The organism is Pseudomonas sp. NY15435 (genome assembly GCF_048068295.1).
GTDB lineage: Bacteria > Pseudomonadota > Gammaproteobacteria > Pseudomonadales > Pseudomonadaceae > Pseudomonas.
In genome coordinates, this window is sequence record NZ_JBLUQA010000010.1 from 124541 (window position 1) to 140351 (window position 15811).

Below are 15811 nucleotides of genomic sequence, written 5' to 3' on the forward strand. Positions count from 1 at the left end.
ATAGGTAAACACGACAAGTGCGCCCAACCTTCGACTGCAGGCAGTGCCAAGCCAATGGGGCCAGCCTGCCAATAGCGCACGCTGACGGATAAGCCCGCCAGCGTGGCCGGCCTCTCTTACTTTACCTTCACCACATCATCCGGCTTCCACGTCTGGTCGTAGAAGGCGTCCTCACTGCCGTACAGGCGCAGCGCGACGAGGAAGTTGCGCCCAGGGATAGTCTCGATGAATGCAGCGTCGGCCACATCGGCGGGTTTCTCCGGGCCGAACCAGATTTCTATGGAGCCATCCTGCTGTTTCGGAATGTCGTAGTAGCCATTGGTGGACGGCAGCAGTTGCTTGGTTTCGGGCATCGTGCCGTCGGTGATGTTGTAGGCCGTCACGGCCCAGAACAGCGCGGCAGGCGGGTTGGGCGGCAGGCGCAGCTTGTAGGTGCTGCCGCCTTCGAGGAACTTGCCGTCCTTGTCGCGGCCGGTGAAGGGATACTTCGAACCGGCACCCGTGGTGTGCATCACCATGGCCGGCGCTGAGGAGTAGGCGAACTGGAAGAAGTTGGCGCGCTGGCTCACATCCAGGTAGCTGTCCTGCATCCAGTCGTTGGTGCCGCCGGCCCAGGTGTTCTCGTACTGGCGGTCCTTGTAGTAGAGGTTGCGCTTATCCTCGCGGCCCAGCTGACGGTTGGCGAGGATCATTTTCGGCGCAGTCTCCACGGCCTTCTTCAGCAATTCCTCCTGCTTCGCCGAGGGCTTGAACGGCTCGCCCTTGATGATGCCGATGGAGGCCAGCACGCCGCGCAGCTCGGGGTCGATGGCCTCGACCGGCTCGTAGTCAACGAAGGCCTTGAGCTTGCTCCAGTAGGTGTTGTCCACCGGGTACATCATGTTCAGCGCCTTGCCGCTGGCATCCGGGAACTCCATGGGTTTGACGTCCTTCTCCACCGTGAACAACGGATAGACGCGGGTCAGCTCGGCATTCTTCACCGCTGGCGCCGGATCGGGCTTGCCCTCGCCCTTGGCCATCACGGTGCGGAAGAACAGGAAGACGTTGTAGGTACGCGACTTGACCGCGAAGTACCCGCCCGGCACGGGCCCGTTGTAGTCCGGCGGCAACAGCAGGTAAAGGCCGCCACGGGCGCGGTCCGGCCCTACGGCGCCCACGTCGGTGAGCGTGCGCTGGAAGAAGTCGGTGAACATGCCGATGACGTTCGCCGGCGCCTTCACCACCAACGGTCCGGTCTGCTTCAGGTCCAGATAGCTCATTGAATAGATCACGTCGGCATTGGGCGTGGGCACCATGGTTCGCGCGTCCATTCGCTGCTTCCAGATCGGCAGCACGTTGTAGCCGGCGCCGAAGGCCTTCTCCGAGCCGTCCTTCATGCCGATGGTGTTGAGTGCCGGGAGCATGGTCATGTAGGCGTACACCGCACGCTGGTAGTACAGCTCATCGCGCAGGCTTTCTGCTTCCTTGGGGTCGAGCCAGTTGCCGTTATTGATCTGTTTGATCAGCGGTGAAGCGGGTGCCTGATCCGCCGCCTGTACCGCTGGCAAACACATCAGTGAAGCGGCCAATGCCGACAGCGCGAATACTCGATGCATGGAACCCATGCTCAATCTCCTGAAAGTAAAGGGCGGCGCATATCGCACCGCCGAGAGAAATGCAGCTCAACGCTTACTTGATCTTCTTGATCACCGGCGGTTTCCAGCTGCCATCGAGGATCGGTTCCTTGCCCCAGTACGAGCGGATGTACAGCGAGATCGGCTCCTTGGGCGAAGGCAGCCAATTGCTCTCCTGATCCTTGCCGGGCGATGTCGGGCCGATATGAATCGTCAGTGAACCATCCGCATTGCGCTTGAGGTCCTTGTTCTTGGTGCCCAGGGAGTAGCGGTTGAGCTTGTTGGTGCTGAACAAGTGCTTCTCGTTGTACAGGGTCAGCGACCAGAAGCCGTTCACCGGGGGTTCCTGGCCGGCGGCGAAGGTCACTTCGTAGCTGTGTGCACCGTTAAGCTGAGCGCCGGTCTTGTCGAAGTCGGTATAGAAGTACTGGGTCTCGGTCGGGCGGTTGTCGAACATGTTCGACTTCGCCGTGCCGGTGCGGTTGAAGTAATCGATGCCGAATTTCGCGTTGTTGGTCGAGCGGTTCCATCCGTTCCCCGCCGGGCGTCCGTTGTGTTTCCACTCGAAGAACGGCTTGATGATTTCCTTCTCGCTCTCTACCGCCGTCTGCACCAGTACCTTCTTCAGCTCCGGGTCCTTGGCGGCGGCGTCCATCAGCAAGCGGAACTGGCCATAGAGCGCCTCTTCGCCCGGCAGCGGTGGCACCATTTCCAGCACCCTGGGGAACTGATCGAAGAACTTCTCCGGGATTACCCACTTGGTTTCCCCGCCACTCGCCTTGGCCGCGTTGGGGTTGGGGATATCCGGGGTGTTCTTCCAGTCGATGCTCTTCATCTTCCCGTCGAAGTCTTTCAACGGGTAGAAGGCGATCTGGTTGAGTTTTTCCTGGATCGCCGCGCGGTCCTCGGCGGTGTCGTCCATGAAGATGCGCGGGATGGCATTGGTCAGCGCCGTGGGGCTGCGGATGATTGCCTCGACGCCATCGGGCTTGTCGCCCTTCCAGTTCGGCCCCACCAGCAGGTAGAAGCCCGGCTTGCTGCCATAGGGCTTGCCCAGTTCGCCCACCTGGTCGGTGCGCTGGTCATAGATCGAGTAGACCCAGAACCGGTCGCCGAAATCCGGCACCTGGATGATGACCGGCTCATCGTCGAGGGAGAAGAATCCCAGCCCGTAGACCACATCCTGGTTCGGGCAGGTGACGAACGTTTCCGCCGGGGTGATGTAGTCGTGCAGCATGCCCAGTTGACCACGGGGAGCTACCGGCAGAATGCCGCCCAGCAGACCCGGGTGCGGAGCCTTGGTGATCGTGTCATTACGATTGAGCATGTTCACCATCGGCCAGCCCCAGAGGTACGCCATGCGTGCAATGGTCTTGGCGTACTCGGGATGCATCATCACACCCGTGGCGGGCTGGGTAATCTCTGCGACGGGTGATTGCTCGGCGGCATGAAGCACCGGTACGCCGATGGAAAGGCTCAGGACGGCTATGGACAGCAGTTTCAGCGGGTGTGGCATCGTCGACTTCCTTGCTTTGTGAATGCGCTAAGGAGGCGAACCTGTGAACTGCGGTGGCGTTCGGATGACGCACACGCTCAACATTCCGGGCTCCATGGAATACGGAGTCTAGATCGCGTCAGGTACTCCACAAGTCAATGCTGCCGATAGTCCGTTTGGGAAGAAAACAGCCCCTGTCAATCGGTATCCTGAGCCGTTGCTCGTGGCAGGCATCCCGCGTCGGCCCTGCGGTGCAAAGCCCATTTCAGCGCTTTCATGTGCGAAGCTGACAGCAGCAATATGGGCTTCCCTTCAATCAAGAAGGATTTCCGCAAGGGGTACCTGTGCGTCAATCGCGTGATGGCGAGCAAGTCCGATTGCTCATTGAGCCTGGCATCAATATCGGGATCCTGTTGCAGGAGCTCCTACGCATTGGCGTCACCGTCCAAACCAATACCACCTCGAACTCCAACCCTCTTCGAGTAAGCATTGATGCGCCCGCGCAGATCACAATTTTCCGTGGAGCCTTGGTGCGGCGCCAGATTGCGTCTCGAACAGAGACAAGTTGTTGCCGCCACAACCCCATAAGCAAGTCTGCAGGAGACCTGTAAACGAGAGTCCGCTATGGGTCGGTAGCTGCCTCTCACCAGAGGCAGCTACCGGCCAGATGCGGACAGTGACCTAAGCTTAGCCGTCAAACGCAGGACAGCGGCAGCTGGAGGGGAGCGGTTATTCCGTTGGTTGGAATGCAAGACGGGGAGTATCTTTATAACGATTAATCCGGTATCGAGCCGAGCGGCCCAGGAGCCGGCCTTTAAGGGAGGTGAAGGGATGGCGAGATTTACCGACTCTCTACGGGGATACGCCTTTGTCATCCATGAGCGTGATCGGTTCGTCTGCCGGTACTGCGGCCTCGACGGTACTCAGTCATTCGCGAACTGGCTGGCCCTGTCTTGGGACCATTTGCTACCGAAAGGTGATGCGAATAGGGACAATCCAGACTTCATCGTCACCGCTTGCATGTTCTGCAACACAGCCGACAATCGTTACTTCTGTCAGGCCGAGAAGCGTGGCCTACGGCTCTCCGGACTAACACCGGATCAGTTGATTGAGCAGCGACGCCCCTTCGTCCAACGAACACGGCGTAACTATCAGGACTTCTGGGAAGAACGGGTTCGGCCTGCGTCTGGCTAGGCTTTTGATTGAGAGCTGGCAGCCAACTGTGCCATCAACTCGGCAAGCTTTCGCTCAGCTACTCCGTGATTCCTACTCAGTTTTTCAATACTAGGCTCGATCATTCGGAGGTAGTGTCGGCACTTCTCTTCACTGAGTTCGTCCGCTTTTGCATGAACGTCTTCGGCTAGCGCGATTGCGTCTAGGATGCATTGATCTAGGTGCTCCCGATGATCCGTCAGGAATTCGAACAGTCTTGTTCTGTGGCTAGGAACGAGCGTCGGGTCGATCCGAACTCTATGGATCAGTGTATTGCATTCGTGACCGAGTTCGTACCATGCCGAACGGGCCTTCTCGGCCTCCATCCGCACACGCTGTCGAAGCTGAAAAAGGTCATTGCCTTTGGTCCGGTGCAGCGCGATGACAGAGAGCCACAAGCTAAGCAGGGCGATCACGGCAGTGAGGCCTTCAGCAATTGAGAGTCCAATGTCCATTGAATGCAATTCCTAGGGCATTTTGCGTAGTCTATTGCCAAAATGGCCATCAAGCTAACCGTCAAAAAAGCCCGGATGAGTGCTGTCCCTTCTTCCACTTTCTGAACTCAGCAGATGTCTCCGTTGGGGCGATGATGCCTCTGACTAGATCAGAGCTGGAGGAGCAGGCTTGCGCTCTGATGATAGGCGCGGAGAGTTCTATAATTATGGCTCTACCGCAGCCGCTAGCCTTGCCCCAACTCTATGCAATGAACCCGCTTCACCGACATCGCCAGCCGTCTCTGCAGAGGATGTTTTCTACGGGTTTACCATCCTCAGCAATGACCAGAAGCCGCGTAGCGCGGGTGCGTTACGAGGTAGGAGAGCAACAATGAGCGCACTATCAATCAGCCAGTTCTTCAGTGCTCTTGGCGCCGACCTTCTTAACACCCGGTGGTCGTGGGGCCCCGAGCGTATACGAGGCCCTAAGGGGGAGAATTCAGTTGTCCTGCGCGTCTGGCAGGACCGTTGTCGGATGCATGAGGGAATACGCTACGTCATGCTCACCCACATGCAGAAATATGGCGGAGATCCGAGCGACTTGGGGTACAACGAGCGCTTAGCGCATGTAGAGCGGATTCGGGAAGGTGCGGCATGCTACTTGGTCATGTGCCGGGTCAAGGATCCAGATGCGTCAATCCGTGAGATCTTGTGGACCAAGCCACCGGAGTTCGTTTTCGTCGGCGGGGAACTGCGCCAACTCGACAACGACGGGGATTGGTGGATAGCTCTGAAGGACAAGGTACCCGCCTACGTGATGATCCAAGAGGCCAAGCTGCTTAAGGGGTAATCTCAGTTTCTATGGCTCCGCTCTGACAAGCCCAAGTCTGAGGCACATTCAAATGCCTCAGAGCAGAGAACTTATGAGAGCCCACAAGAGCTGCTCCTTGCCGTTAGCCACCCTCCGTGAAGGGCAGCTTAGGGTCGGTAGCGGCCTCTCTCCGACTGCAGCAAATTGGTCGTTCCCTGCCTGTCGTCACAGACGGAAAGCCCCCCTGACGCCATTGACATGGTCATCAGTGGGTGCTCGTAGTTCCCGACATTGGTCGCGCTCCTGCTACTGATTTACTGCGTTCGAGCGGGCCACCCCGGACGTGCAAAGTCGATCCTTAGGGGCTTAAAGCAGCGGCAAGGTATAACTGACGATCAGTCGGTTCTCGTCCTGGTCGCGCTGGGTCGGGGTGCCGGAGCCGCTGGCGGGCAGGCCGCTGCGCAGCATGGCGTTGCGCCAGGAGAAGCCCAGGCCCTTGAGGGTGCCTTCGGGGATAACGTAGGACAACGTCAGGTCGCGCTCCCATTCACCCTGGTCGCCACTGGCGCTCCTGATGTCGTCGCCCTTGAGGTAGATCGCCGCAAAGGTCAGGCCCGGCAAGCCGTCCTGGGCGAAGTCGTAGCCGTAGCGCGCCACCCAGGTGCGTTCGCCTGCGTGCAGGAACTTGCCGATCTGCACGTCGGTGATCAGGTAGGCGCTGCCGCTGGCACCATCTCCACGGTTCAGGTAGGGGAAGTCGCTGTCGCCGTTCATGACCTGGTAGCCGGCGCCAAGGCTGTGCCCGGACAGGCTGTAGGTGAACATCCCGCTGTAGGCGCGGTTGTCCACTTCGCCCTTGCTCACGCGATTGCCGTAGTAGCCGCTGGAGAGGTAGCCATCGGCGCGGCCGGAGGCGCTGCCGTTCTTGCCGTCGGAGTCGCTGTCGAAGGCGCGCAGGTCGGTCTTCAGCACGCCGGGGCCGAGGTTCAGGCTGTGCTGCAGGCCGAGGAAGTGCTGCTGGTAGAACTCGCTGAGCTGGCCGTAGTAGTACTGCAGCGTCAGGTCCTTGCTCAGCTTGTAGTCGCCGCCGGCGTAGTAGAACTCGTTGCTGTCGCGGGCCGTGGCGCCGCTGTTGGCGCCCTGGATCGACATGCCGCGCCAGTCGCTGGAGTTGCGGCCACGGGTGTGCTCCAGCTTGCCGGCCACCAGGCTGAGGTTGTCGATATCGGCGCTGCTCACCTGCCCGCCCTCGAAGGTGCCGGGCAGCAGTCGACCGTCGTTGTAGGTCACCACCGGTAGCTTGGGCATCAGCGTGCCGTAGCGCAGTTCGGTGCCGGAAATCTTCGCCTTCAGCGTCGGGCCGAAGCTGCTGAAGTCGTTCACCGCCTCGCCGTTGCTCTTCGACGGAAACACCGTACCGGCCTGCTGGCTGGCCGATTCGTAATGGGTGCCACCGCCGCTGTCGAGACGAATGCCGAGCAGGCCGATGGCGTCGACGCCCAGCCCAACCGTGCCCTGGGTGTAGCCCGAGGCGTAGTTGAGGATGAAGCCCTGGCCCCACTCTTCCTGGCGGCTCGGTTCGGCGGTGCCGTTGCGGTTGTCGCTGTTGATGTAGAAATTGCGCAGCGTCAGGCTGGCCTTGCTGTCCTCGAGGAAGCCGGCAGCCTGGGCGGCGGGCACGAGAAAGCCGAGGGCGGCGCAGGCGATGGCAGCGCCCAGGGTGGAGTTTTTCATTGTTGTCTCCGGGGTCGTGGATGTCAGGGTGAGCGCCACCCGTCCCAGTCGTGCGGGCAGGCGCTGGATTTCAGGCAAAGGGAGGCCGACGACGCCGGGAGGCGCCGCCGATCAGGGGTGGATCAGATCAATGGTTCCATCAGGTCACGGGGGCCGGGTTGAACAGCACCAGGTCGTTGTGCAGGTGGTGCCGCTCGGCCCAGGTGTGGACCTTGCCGCTGGCCACGTCGAGGTAGAGCTGGAAGATTTCCCAGCCCAGCTCGTCCAGGGTCATGCGCCCGGACGTGACGCGCCCGGCATCGACGTCGATCAGGTCGGGCCAGCGCTCGGCCAGCTCGGTGCGGGTCGCCACCTTGATCACCGGCGCCATGGCCAGCCCGTAGGGCGTGCCGCGTCCGGTGGTGAAGATGTGCAGGTTCATCCCGGCGGCCAGTTGCAGGGTGCCGCAGATGAAGTCGCTGGCCGGGGTGGCGCAGTACTGCAGCCCCCTGCCCTTCACCCGCGCGCCCGGCGGGATCACGCCGACGATGGCGCTGCTGCCAGACTTGGCGATGGAACCCATGGCCTTCTCGACGATGTTGTTCAGCCCGCCCTTCTTGTTGCCGGGCGTGGTGTTGGCGCTGCGGTCGGCCATGCCGCGGGCGAGGTAGCGGTCGTACCAATCCATCTCGGCGACCAGTTGCTCGGCCACCTCGCGGTTGGCGGCGCGGGCGGTGAGCAGGTGGATACCGTCGCGCACCTCGGTGTTCTCGGAGAACATCACCGTGGCGCCGGCCCGCACCAGCAGGTCGGCAGCCACGCCCAGCGCGGGGTTGGCGGTGACGCCGGAGAAGGCGTCACTGCCCCCGCACTGCATGCCCACCACCAGTTCCGAGGCCGGCACCGTCTCGCGGCGGCGTTGGTCGAGGACCACCAGACGCTCCTCGATCAGCTCCAGTATCTGCGTGACCATGCCCTGGAAGCCGTTGCCGGATTCCTGCAGGCGGTACAGCCACTGCGCCTCGTCCTGCCCGGCGGTGAGTGCGTCGCCGTCCATCAGCTGCACCGGCTGCAACTTCTCGCAGCCCAGGCCGATGACCAGCGCCTGGCCGCCGAGGTTGGGGTTGCGCGCCAGGTTGTACAGCGTGCGGATCGGGATGATCGCGTCCGGCGCGTTGATCGCCACGCCGCAGCCGTAGCTGTGGGTCAGCGCCACCACGTCATCGACGTGCGGGTACTTGGGCAGCAGTTCGCGACGGGCGCGCTCCACGCAGTGGTCCAGCACACCGGTCACGCACTGCACCGTGGTGCTGACGCCCAGCAGGTTGCGCGTGCCGACGCTGCCGTCGGCATTGCGGTAACCCTCGAAGCTGTAGCCGGTGAGTGGCTCGGCAGTGGGCGGCACTTCGGTGGCCAGCGGCAGCGCATCCAGCTCCGGCGGCTCCGGCAGACTGAGCAGTTGCTCGGTGACCCAGCGCCCCCTGGCGATGGGCGCCAGGGCATAGCCGATCACCGTGCCATAGCGCAGCACCGGCGCGCCTTCGGCGATATCCACCAGCGCCACCTTGTGGCTCTGCGGGATCGACTCGGCGGCCACCAGCTCATCCGGGAAGCGACCGCCAGCGGCGACGCCCTGGTCGTTGACGACGATGGCGACGTTATCGTCCGCGTGCAATTTCACGTAGCGCGGCGAGTCCTGGTGCGGGATCAACTGCATGACACTCATCTCCGAAATACCCCGGGAACTGCTCAGGAATTGGCCGGGGCCAGACGTTTTTCAGGCACCTGGCGACCCTTTGGGTCTTCTTCGCGCAGCTCCACACGCTCGATGCGGCCGACGATGAACAGGTAGCTCAGCACGGCCACCAGCGCGTTGGCGCCGACGAATACCAGGGCCCACTTGAACGAGCCGGTGGCGCTGATCAGGTAGCCGATGACGATCGGCGTGGTGATCGAGGCGAGGTTGCCGAAGGTGTTGAACAGGCCACCGGAAAGTCCGGCGATCTGCTTGGGCGAGGTGTCCGCCACCACCGCCCAGCCCAGCGCACCCAGGCCCTTGCCGAAGAACGCCAGGGTCATGAACCCGACCACCATCCACTCGGCTTCGACGTAGTTGCAGAACACCATGGTGGTGGACAGCAGCAGGCCACAGACGATCGGCAGCTTGCGGGCGAAGGTCAGCGAATGGCCGCGACGCAGCAGGTAGTCGGAGATGATCCCGCCCAGCACGCCACCGAGGAAGCCCATCAGCGCCGGCAGCGAGGCGATGAAGCCGGCCTTGAGGATCGACATGCCGCGCTCCTGCACCAGGTACACCGGGAACCAGGTGAGGAAGAAGTAGGTGATGGCGTTGATGCAGTACTGGCCCAGGTACACGCCCAGCAGCATGCGGCTGCGCAGCAGTTGGCTTACATAGTGCCATTTCGGGCCGTCGCTGGCGCGTTTCTGGTCCATGTCGACCATGCCGCCGCCGGCTTCGATCGCGGCGACTTCAGCGGCGTTGGTGCGCGGGTGCTCCTTGGGGTTGTAGATGGTCTTCATCCAGATACCGGCGAAGACCATGCCCAGCACGCCCATCACCACGAACACGTGCTCCCAGCCGAAGTGGAAGACGATCCAGCCCATGATCGGCGCGAACAGCGCAGTGGCGAAGTACTGCGCGGAGTTGAAGATGGCCGAGGCCGTGCCGCGTTCGGCGGTGGGGAACCAGGCGGCGACGATGCGCGCATTGCCCGGGAAGGACGGCGCCTCGGCGAAGCCCACCATGAAGCGCAGCAGGAACAATGCGATCACCGCGCTGGCCACGGGGAGGTAACCGACGAAGCCCTGCAGGAAGGTGAACAGCGACCAGATGAAGATGCCCGCGGCGTAGACCTTCTTCGAGCCGAAGCGGTCGAGCAGCCAGCCGCCGGGAATCTGCCCGGCCACGTAGGCCCAGCCGAAGGCGGAGAAGATGTAGCCCAGGGTGACCGCGTCGATGCCCAGGTCCTTTTGCAGGCTGGAGCCGGCGATGGAGATGGTGGCGCGGTCGGCGTAGTTGATGGTGGTTACCAGGAACAGCATCAGCAGGATCAGGTAACGCACATGCGTCGGTTTGGCGGTTGCTTGGCTCATCGATTGCGTCTCGTGTCTTGTTGTTATGGAAGCGACCGGCGCAGGCCGGCCAGATTATCAGCCGGCCCGTCGCAGCGAGCCGTTACCGCCTCCTTGCCGACGTACGGCGGGCGCGGCCGGTACGTCCGTTCCGACTCGCGCGCTGGGCACAGCGGCGAGCGACACAGCAGATAGCGCGCCACGGCCGGCAGGCAGCCGGATGGCGTACAGCGAGAGAGCGTGGAGCGAAGAAAAGGGCCCCGCCGGACGCCTGGCGAGCAGGCGAGACGACACCGCGCGGCCAGGGAACTGGCGCGGGGAAAGCCGGCGCACGGCGGCGCGGCGATGTGAGATCGGGCGGTTCAGCATTACGACCTACCTGCGAAGTTGAGCGGAGTGGGAGTGCTCGGGGCGCGTTCAGTGCCTGGGTTCGCGGGTACGTGTCGGCTGCGGGCAGACGATGGTCATGGTGTTTCCCCTGCTTTGTTCTTGTGTCGGGGTTCTGGTCATGTCTTGTGCAGCGGATGGCGATGGCAGGCGCCACCCGCTGGTACTGCTGTCGGTCAGGCGCCGATGTAGGCGGTCTTCACCAAGGTGTAGAACTCCTGGGCGTAGCGGCCCTGCTCGCGCGGCCCGTACGACGAGCCTTTGCGACCGCCGAACGGCACGTGGTAATCCACGCCGGCGGTGGGCAGGTTGACCATCACCATCCCGGCCTGGGCGTGCCGCTTGAAGTGCGCGGCATGCTTGAGCGAGGTGGTGGCGATGCCGGCGGACAGGCCGAACTCGGTGGCATTGGCCTGGGCCAGCGCCTCGTCGTAGTCCTTCACCTTGAGGATGCTGGCAACGGGGCCGAAGATTTCGTCTCGGTTGATGCGCATCTCCGGGGTGGTCTCGTCGAACAGTGCCGGGGCCATGTAATAGCCCTCGGTGGCCAGCGACAGGCGCTCGCCGCCGAACAGCAGGCGCGCGCCTTCGTTGCGGCCGATCTCGACGTAGTCCAGGTCCTGGCGCAGCTGCGCTTCGGAAACCACCGGGCCGATGTCGATGCCGTCCTGCAGCGCGTTGCCCACCTTGATCTTGCGCATGCGCTCGACCATGGCTTCGACGAAGCGCGGGTAGATGCCTTCGGTGACAATCAGCCGGCTGGACGCGGTGCAGCGCTGGCCGGTGGAGTAATAGGCGCTCTGCACCGACAGCTCCACGGCGGTGGCGAGGTCCGCGTCGTCGAGGACGATCTGCGGGTTCTTGCCACCCATTTCCAGCTGCACCTTGGCGCCACGGGCCACGCACTGCGCGGCGATGCGGCGGCCGACGCCGACCGAGCCGGTGAAGCTCACGGCGTCCACCTGCGGGTGGTTGACCAGGGCTTCGCCGATCACGCTGCCGCGCCCCATCACCAGGTTGAACACGCCGTTGGGGAAACCGGCGCGGGAGATGATTTCCGCCAGCGCCCAGGCACTGCCGGGCACCAGGTCGGCGGGCTTGAGCACCACGCAGTTGCCGTAGGCCAGGGCCGGGGCGATCTTCCACGCAGGGATGGCGATGGGGAAGTTCCACGGGGTGATCAGACCGACCACGCCCACGGCTTCGCGGGTCACCTCGACGCTGACGCCGGGGCGCACCGAGGGCAGCAGGTCGCCGGCCAGGCGCAGGCATTCACCGGCGAAGAACTTGAAGATGTTCCCCGCGCGGCCGACTTCGCCGATGGCTTCGGGAAGGGTCTTGCCCTCCTCCCGCGCCAGCAGCGCGCCCAGCTCGGCGCGGCGGGCGATGATCTCGCTGCCGACCTTGTCCAGCGCGTCGGCGCGGGCCTGCACGTTGCTGTTGGACCAGGCCGGGAAAGCGGCGCGGGCCGCCTCCACTGCCAGGTTGACCAGCGCGGCGTCGCCCAGTGCGTAGTCGCCGACCACATCGGAGAGGTCCGACGGGTTGCGGTTCGGGGTTGCGTCGGTGACGGCCAGCCACTGGCCGTCGACGTAGTGCGAATACTGATGTGCCACAGGGACCTCCGGCTTACTGCGGGCCGAGTTTCTTGATCAGCGCGTCGAGCATCTCGACTTCTTCGCCGGTGAGGTCGGTCAGCGGTGCGCGCACCGGGCCCGCGTCATGGCCAACCAGCTTGGCGCCGGCCTTGATGATGCTCACGCCGTAGCCTTCGCAGCGGTTGCGGATGGCCAGGTACGGAAGGAAGAAGTCGTCGATTAGGCGGTTGACCGTGGCGTGGTCGTCGCTGGCGATGGCGTTGTAGAAGTCGATGGCGGTCTTCGGGATGAAGTTGAAGACAGCCGAGGAATACACCGGTACGCCCAGTGCCTTGTAGGCCGCTGCGTAAACTTCCGCGGTCGGCAGGCCGCCGAGGTAGGTCAGGCGCTCGCCCAGGCGGCGGCGAATGGCGACCATCGGCTCGATCTCGCCGATGCCGTCCTTGAAGCCGATCAGGTTCGGACAGCGGTCGGCGAGTTTTTCCAGGCTGTCGGCGTTGAGGCGGCAGACGTTGCGGTTATAGACCACCACACCGAAGTCCACCGAGCGGCAGACCTGCTCGACGTGGGCCACCAGGCCTTCCTGGCTGGCTTCGGTCAGGTAGTGCGGCAGCAGCAGGATGCCGGCGGCGCCCTGCTTCTCGGCTTCCTGGGCGTAGGCGATGGCCTGGCGGGTCGGGCCGCCGGCGCCGGCGAGGATCGGTACCTGGCCACGGCAGGTATCCACCGCGGTCTTGATGATCGAGGAGAACTCGTTGGGTTCCAGCGAGAAGAACTCGCCGGTGCCGCCGGCCGCGAAGAGTGCACTGGCGCCATAGGGGGCCAGCCACTCCAGGCGGCGAGCGTAGGTGTCCGCGCGGAAGTTGCCCTGGATATCGAAGTCCGTCACGGGGAACGACAGCAGACCGGACGAAAGGGTGGACTTCAGTTCTTGTGGATTCATTGGCGATCACCCTGCAAAGCGAATTTTTATAGGAAGAGGTGCAACGACAATCGGCTTATGGCGTCATGTTGTCTGTCATCGTACAACTACAAACAAAAGCCGACAAGTCGTCAGACAACCTTTTCTGTCGTCCGCTCGTCAGCCGAGTTTTTCTTCGGCCAATTCGTGGGCGCGGCGCAGGCGTTCGCGGGAGTTGGTGAGGTGCAGGCGCATGGCCGCGCGGGCGGCGTCGGTGTCGCCGCGGGCGATGGCATCGAAGATGTCTTCGTGCTCGCGGTTGACCCGCGCCAGGTAGTGGCTCTGGTCGTCATGGGCCAGGCGCGCAGAGTTGAGCCGGGTGCGCGGGATGATGCTCGCCCCCAGGTGACTCATGATGTCGGTGAAGTAGCGGTTGCCCGTGGCTTCGGCGATGCGCAGGTGGAACTGGAAGTCCGAGGCCACCGCGTCGCGGCCGTTGGCCTGGCTCTCCTCCAAGGCATCCAGGGCGTCGCGCAGGCCCTGCAGTTGCTCGGGGCTGCGGCGCTGGGCGGCGAGCCCGGCGGACTCCACCTCCAGGCTGATGCGCAGCTCCAGCACGGCCAGCACGTCGCGCAGGGTAACGATGGTCGCCGGATCGATACGGAACGGGCCGTCCTTGGGCGTGTCTAGCACGAAGGTGCCGATGCCGTGGCGGGTCTCCACCAGCCCCGCGGCCTGCAGCCGGGAGATCGCCTCGCGGACCACGGTGCGGCTGACGCCCTGCTCGGTCATGATCGCCGACTCGGTGGGCAGCTTGTCACCGGGCTTGATGCGGCCGTCACGGATTCGCGCGGAAAGCTCCGCGACCACGTCGTGAGCAAGACTGCGGGAACGTTTTCGGGGAAGCGGGCTGGTCGGCATGGGAGTCGCTGGAAAGATGAGGGGAAGCAGTCATCGTACAACATCAAGGCACGGCTGAGCCACGATTGTCCGCTATGTAAATGTCTCAGAGCTCGCTGTACGCAGCGCAATTGACTGCTAATTTGCCTGGAGCTCTCCGAGCAGCGTGACCGCTCCTTAAGTGGCCACCGAAAGTCGGAGATTGCAGTCCCCGTCTCCCGGCGTGATCCTCAGGAAGTAATCATCCACTCCGGAACGTCCGTTATGGGTCGGTAGCGGCCTCTCCCCAGCGGCAGCAACCGGCCAGAAGCAATGGGATGGACTCCCCCTCACCTCGGCACTTCGAGTGCCAGACTGAAGTTGCGAACCGCAGTCACTGATGAGAAGGAGTCCAGACATGAAGCTTATGCGCATTGGGGTCGACCTGGCCAAGAGCGTGTTCCAGATCCATGGCGTCGACTGCCAGGAGAGGCCTGTCTGGCGGCAGCGGTTATCTCGCGAACGCTGGCTTCAAGCGATCCTGGAGAAGGCCGAGCCCGATTGTGAGATTGGCTTGGAGAGTTGCGGTGGAGCCCATCATTGGGCTCGGCAACTTGAGGCGCGTGGATTTCGGGTCAAGTTGATCGCGCCCCAGTTCGTGAAGCCCTACGTAAAGAGCAACAAGAACGACGCCAATGACGCGGAAGCAATCTGTGAGGCAATGAGCCGGCCCAGCATGCGTTTCGTGGCGATCAAGACGGTTGAACAGCAGGACATTCAGGCGGCACATCGCATTCGAGCAGGGTTGATTGAGCAACGCACCGCCAAGGCCAACCAGGTTCGTGGCCTGGTCGCAGAGTACGGCCTGATTGCACCGAAAGAACTGTGTGCACTGCGACGCGCCATTCCCTGCTGGCTGGAGGATGCAGACAACGGTTTAACGCTGCGCTTTCGGCATTTGCTGGATGGGTTATGGCGCGACTTGCGCATGCTGGATGAACGGGTCAAGGAGCTGGATCGCGAGATATCCGGGATTGCGGCCAATGAGCCGAGCGCTCAGAGCTTGCAGCAACTGCGCGGCGTCGGCCCGATGATCGCCACCGCCCTCGTCGCGGCCATCGGTGACGCCCGCCAGTTTGCCAATGGTCGACAGTTTGCTGCCTCGCTGGGATTGACGCCGAGGCAGCACAGCTCCGGTGGCAAAGATCGACTGCTGGGCATCAGCAAACGCGGCGATGCCTACCTGAGAACACTGATGATTCATGGCGCTCGATCCGTGCTGCGCACAGCTCCATCCAAGGATGACCGGCTGAGCCAATGGGCCGTCCGCCTGGCTGAACGATCGCACACCAACGTGGCCGCCATCGCGCTGGCCAACAAGACCGCGCGTATGGCCTGGGCGATGCTGCGCAATGGCACTGCCTACCAGCCGGAACTGGCTGCGGCCTGACCCACGAACCAACCACTGCATAACAGAGTGACCGTCACCCACGATTGCGAAGCAACCTGAACGATGGCAAACCGGTCGAACCGGCGCGAGCAAACCCCTCAAATGTCCATGTGCGCAGAGCACGTAGAAGCGATTGGGAGCCCGCGCGCGAATAGCCCATCATGGCCCAGCATCAGAAGACGATGCCGAAATCAGAGGCCGGATATACGTGTGCAGTCGGCACGG

At 63.0% G+C, this 15811-nt stretch carries 11 protein-coding genes; 2 read left to right on the forward strand and 9 right to left on the reverse strand.

Translation table 11 applies throughout. The features are described from left to right. Nucleotides 1-116: 116 nt before the first annotated feature. The 3 genes from ACNFH5_RS22515 to ACNFH5_RS22525 form a co-directional block, all read right to left on the reverse strand. Entirely contained in the window at nucleotides 117-1604 is a 1488-nt protein-coding gene (locus ACNFH5_RS22515) for a DUF1254 domain-containing protein (RefSeq protein WP_416749834.1), read from the reverse strand. 64 nt (nucleotides 1605-1668) lie between these two features. Continuing rightward, nucleotides 1669-3129, reverse strand: a complete 1461-nt coding sequence (locus tag ACNFH5_RS22520; RefSeq protein ID WP_416749836.1) for a DUF1254 domain-containing protein — start codon at nucleotides 3127-3129, stop codon at nucleotides 1669-1671. Nucleotides 3130-4298: 1169 nt separating this feature from the next. Further along, nucleotides 4299-4775 (reverse strand): hypothetical protein, encoded by a 477-nt coding sequence (locus ACNFH5_RS22525; RefSeq protein WP_416749838.1) that lies wholly within the window; start codon nucleotides 4773-4775, stop codon nucleotides 4299-4301. 370 nt (nucleotides 4776-5145) lie between these two features. Here ACNFH5_RS22525 and ACNFH5_RS22530 point away from each other — a divergent pair, with 370 nt between their 5' ends. Next, nucleotides 5146-5604: a hypothetical protein gene (locus ACNFH5_RS22530; RefSeq protein ID WP_416749840.1), complete on the forward strand. Its 459-nt coding sequence runs from the start codon at nucleotides 5146-5148 to the stop codon at nucleotides 5602-5604. A gap of 327 nt (nucleotides 5605-5931) precedes the next feature. Here ACNFH5_RS22530 and ACNFH5_RS22535 read toward each other — a convergent pair whose 3' ends face one another. The 6 genes from ACNFH5_RS22535 to ACNFH5_RS22560 form a co-directional block, all read right to left on the reverse strand. After that, entirely contained in the window at nucleotides 5932-7299 is a 1368-nt protein-coding gene (locus ACNFH5_RS22535) for an OprD family porin (RefSeq protein ID WP_416749842.1), read from the reverse strand. Nucleotides 7300-7438: 139 nt separating this feature from the next. After that, entirely contained in the window at nucleotides 7439-8995 is a 1557-nt protein-coding gene (gene garD, locus ACNFH5_RS22540; protein ID WP_088416872.1) for a galactarate dehydratase, read from the reverse strand. Between the two features lie 32 nt (nucleotides 8996-9027). Then, nucleotides 9028-10392: an MFS transporter gene (locus ACNFH5_RS22545; protein ID WP_416749844.1), complete on the reverse strand. Its 1365-nt coding sequence runs from the start codon at nucleotides 10390-10392 to the stop codon at nucleotides 9028-9030. Between the two features lie 542 nt (nucleotides 10393-10934). Continuing rightward, nucleotides 10935-12374 (reverse strand): aldehyde dehydrogenase family protein, encoded by a 1440-nt coding sequence (locus tag ACNFH5_RS22550; protein WP_416749846.1) that lies wholly within the window; start codon nucleotides 12372-12374, stop codon nucleotides 10935-10937. 13 nt (nucleotides 12375-12387) lie between these two features. After that, complete coding sequence (kdgD, locus tag ACNFH5_RS22555; protein WP_416749848.1) at nucleotides 12388-13299, reverse strand: 5-dehydro-4-deoxyglucarate dehydratase; 912 nt, start codon at nucleotides 13297-13299, stop codon at nucleotides 12388-12390. A 138-nt stretch (nucleotides 13300-13437) separates the two neighbouring features. Further along, nucleotides 13438-14178, reverse strand: a complete 741-nt coding sequence (locus ACNFH5_RS22560) for a FadR/GntR family transcriptional regulator (RefSeq protein ID WP_416749850.1) — start codon at nucleotides 14176-14178, stop codon at nucleotides 13438-13440. 376 nt (nucleotides 14179-14554) lie between these two features. On the opposite strand from ACNFH5_RS22560, the gene ACNFH5_RS22565 reads away from it, so the two are divergent. Then, nucleotides 14555-15586, forward strand: coding sequence for an IS110 family transposase (locus ACNFH5_RS22565; RefSeq protein ID WP_416749852.1), 1032 nt, complete (start codon nucleotides 14555-14557; stop codon nucleotides 15584-15586). The last annotated feature ends 225 nt before the right edge of the window (nucleotides 15587-15811 follow it).

Coding starts and splice junctions, on each gene's coding strand:
- ACNFH5_RS22535 (WP_416749842.1), bottom strand. CDS start 7,299: ATGAAAAACTCCACCCTGGGCGCTGCCATCGCCTGCGCCGCCCTCGGC.
- ACNFH5_RS22565 (WP_416749852.1), top strand. CDS start 14,555: ATGAAGCTTATGCGCATTGGGGTCGACCTGGCCAAGAGCGTGTTCCAG.
- ACNFH5_RS22515 (WP_416749834.1), bottom strand. CDS start 1,604: ATGGGTTCCATGCATCGAGTATTCGCGCTGTCGGCATTGGCCGCTTCA.
- ACNFH5_RS22520 (WP_416749836.1), bottom strand. CDS start 3,129: ATGCCACACCCGCTGAAACTGCTGTCCATAGCCGTCCTGAGCCTTTCC.
- garD (WP_088416872.1), bottom strand. CDS start 8,995: ATGCAGTTGATCCCGCACCAGGACTCGCCGCGCTACGTGAAATTGCAC.
- ACNFH5_RS22560 (WP_416749850.1), bottom strand. CDS start 14,178: ATGCCGACCAGCCCGCTTCCCCGAAAACGTTCCCGCAGTCTTGCTCAC.
- kdgD (WP_416749848.1), bottom strand. CDS start 13,299: ATGAATCCACAAGAACTGAAGTCCACCCTTTCGTCCGGTCTGCTGTCG.
- ACNFH5_RS22545 (WP_416749844.1), bottom strand. CDS start 10,392: ATGAGCCAAGCAACCGCCAAACCGACGCATGTGCGTTACCTGATCCTG.
- ACNFH5_RS22530 (WP_416749840.1), top strand. CDS start 5,146: ATGAGCGCACTATCAATCAGCCAGTTCTTCAGTGCTCTTGGCGCCGAC.
- ACNFH5_RS22525 (WP_416749838.1), bottom strand. CDS start 4,775: ATGGACATTGGACTCTCAATTGCTGAAGGCCTCACTGCCGTGATCGCC.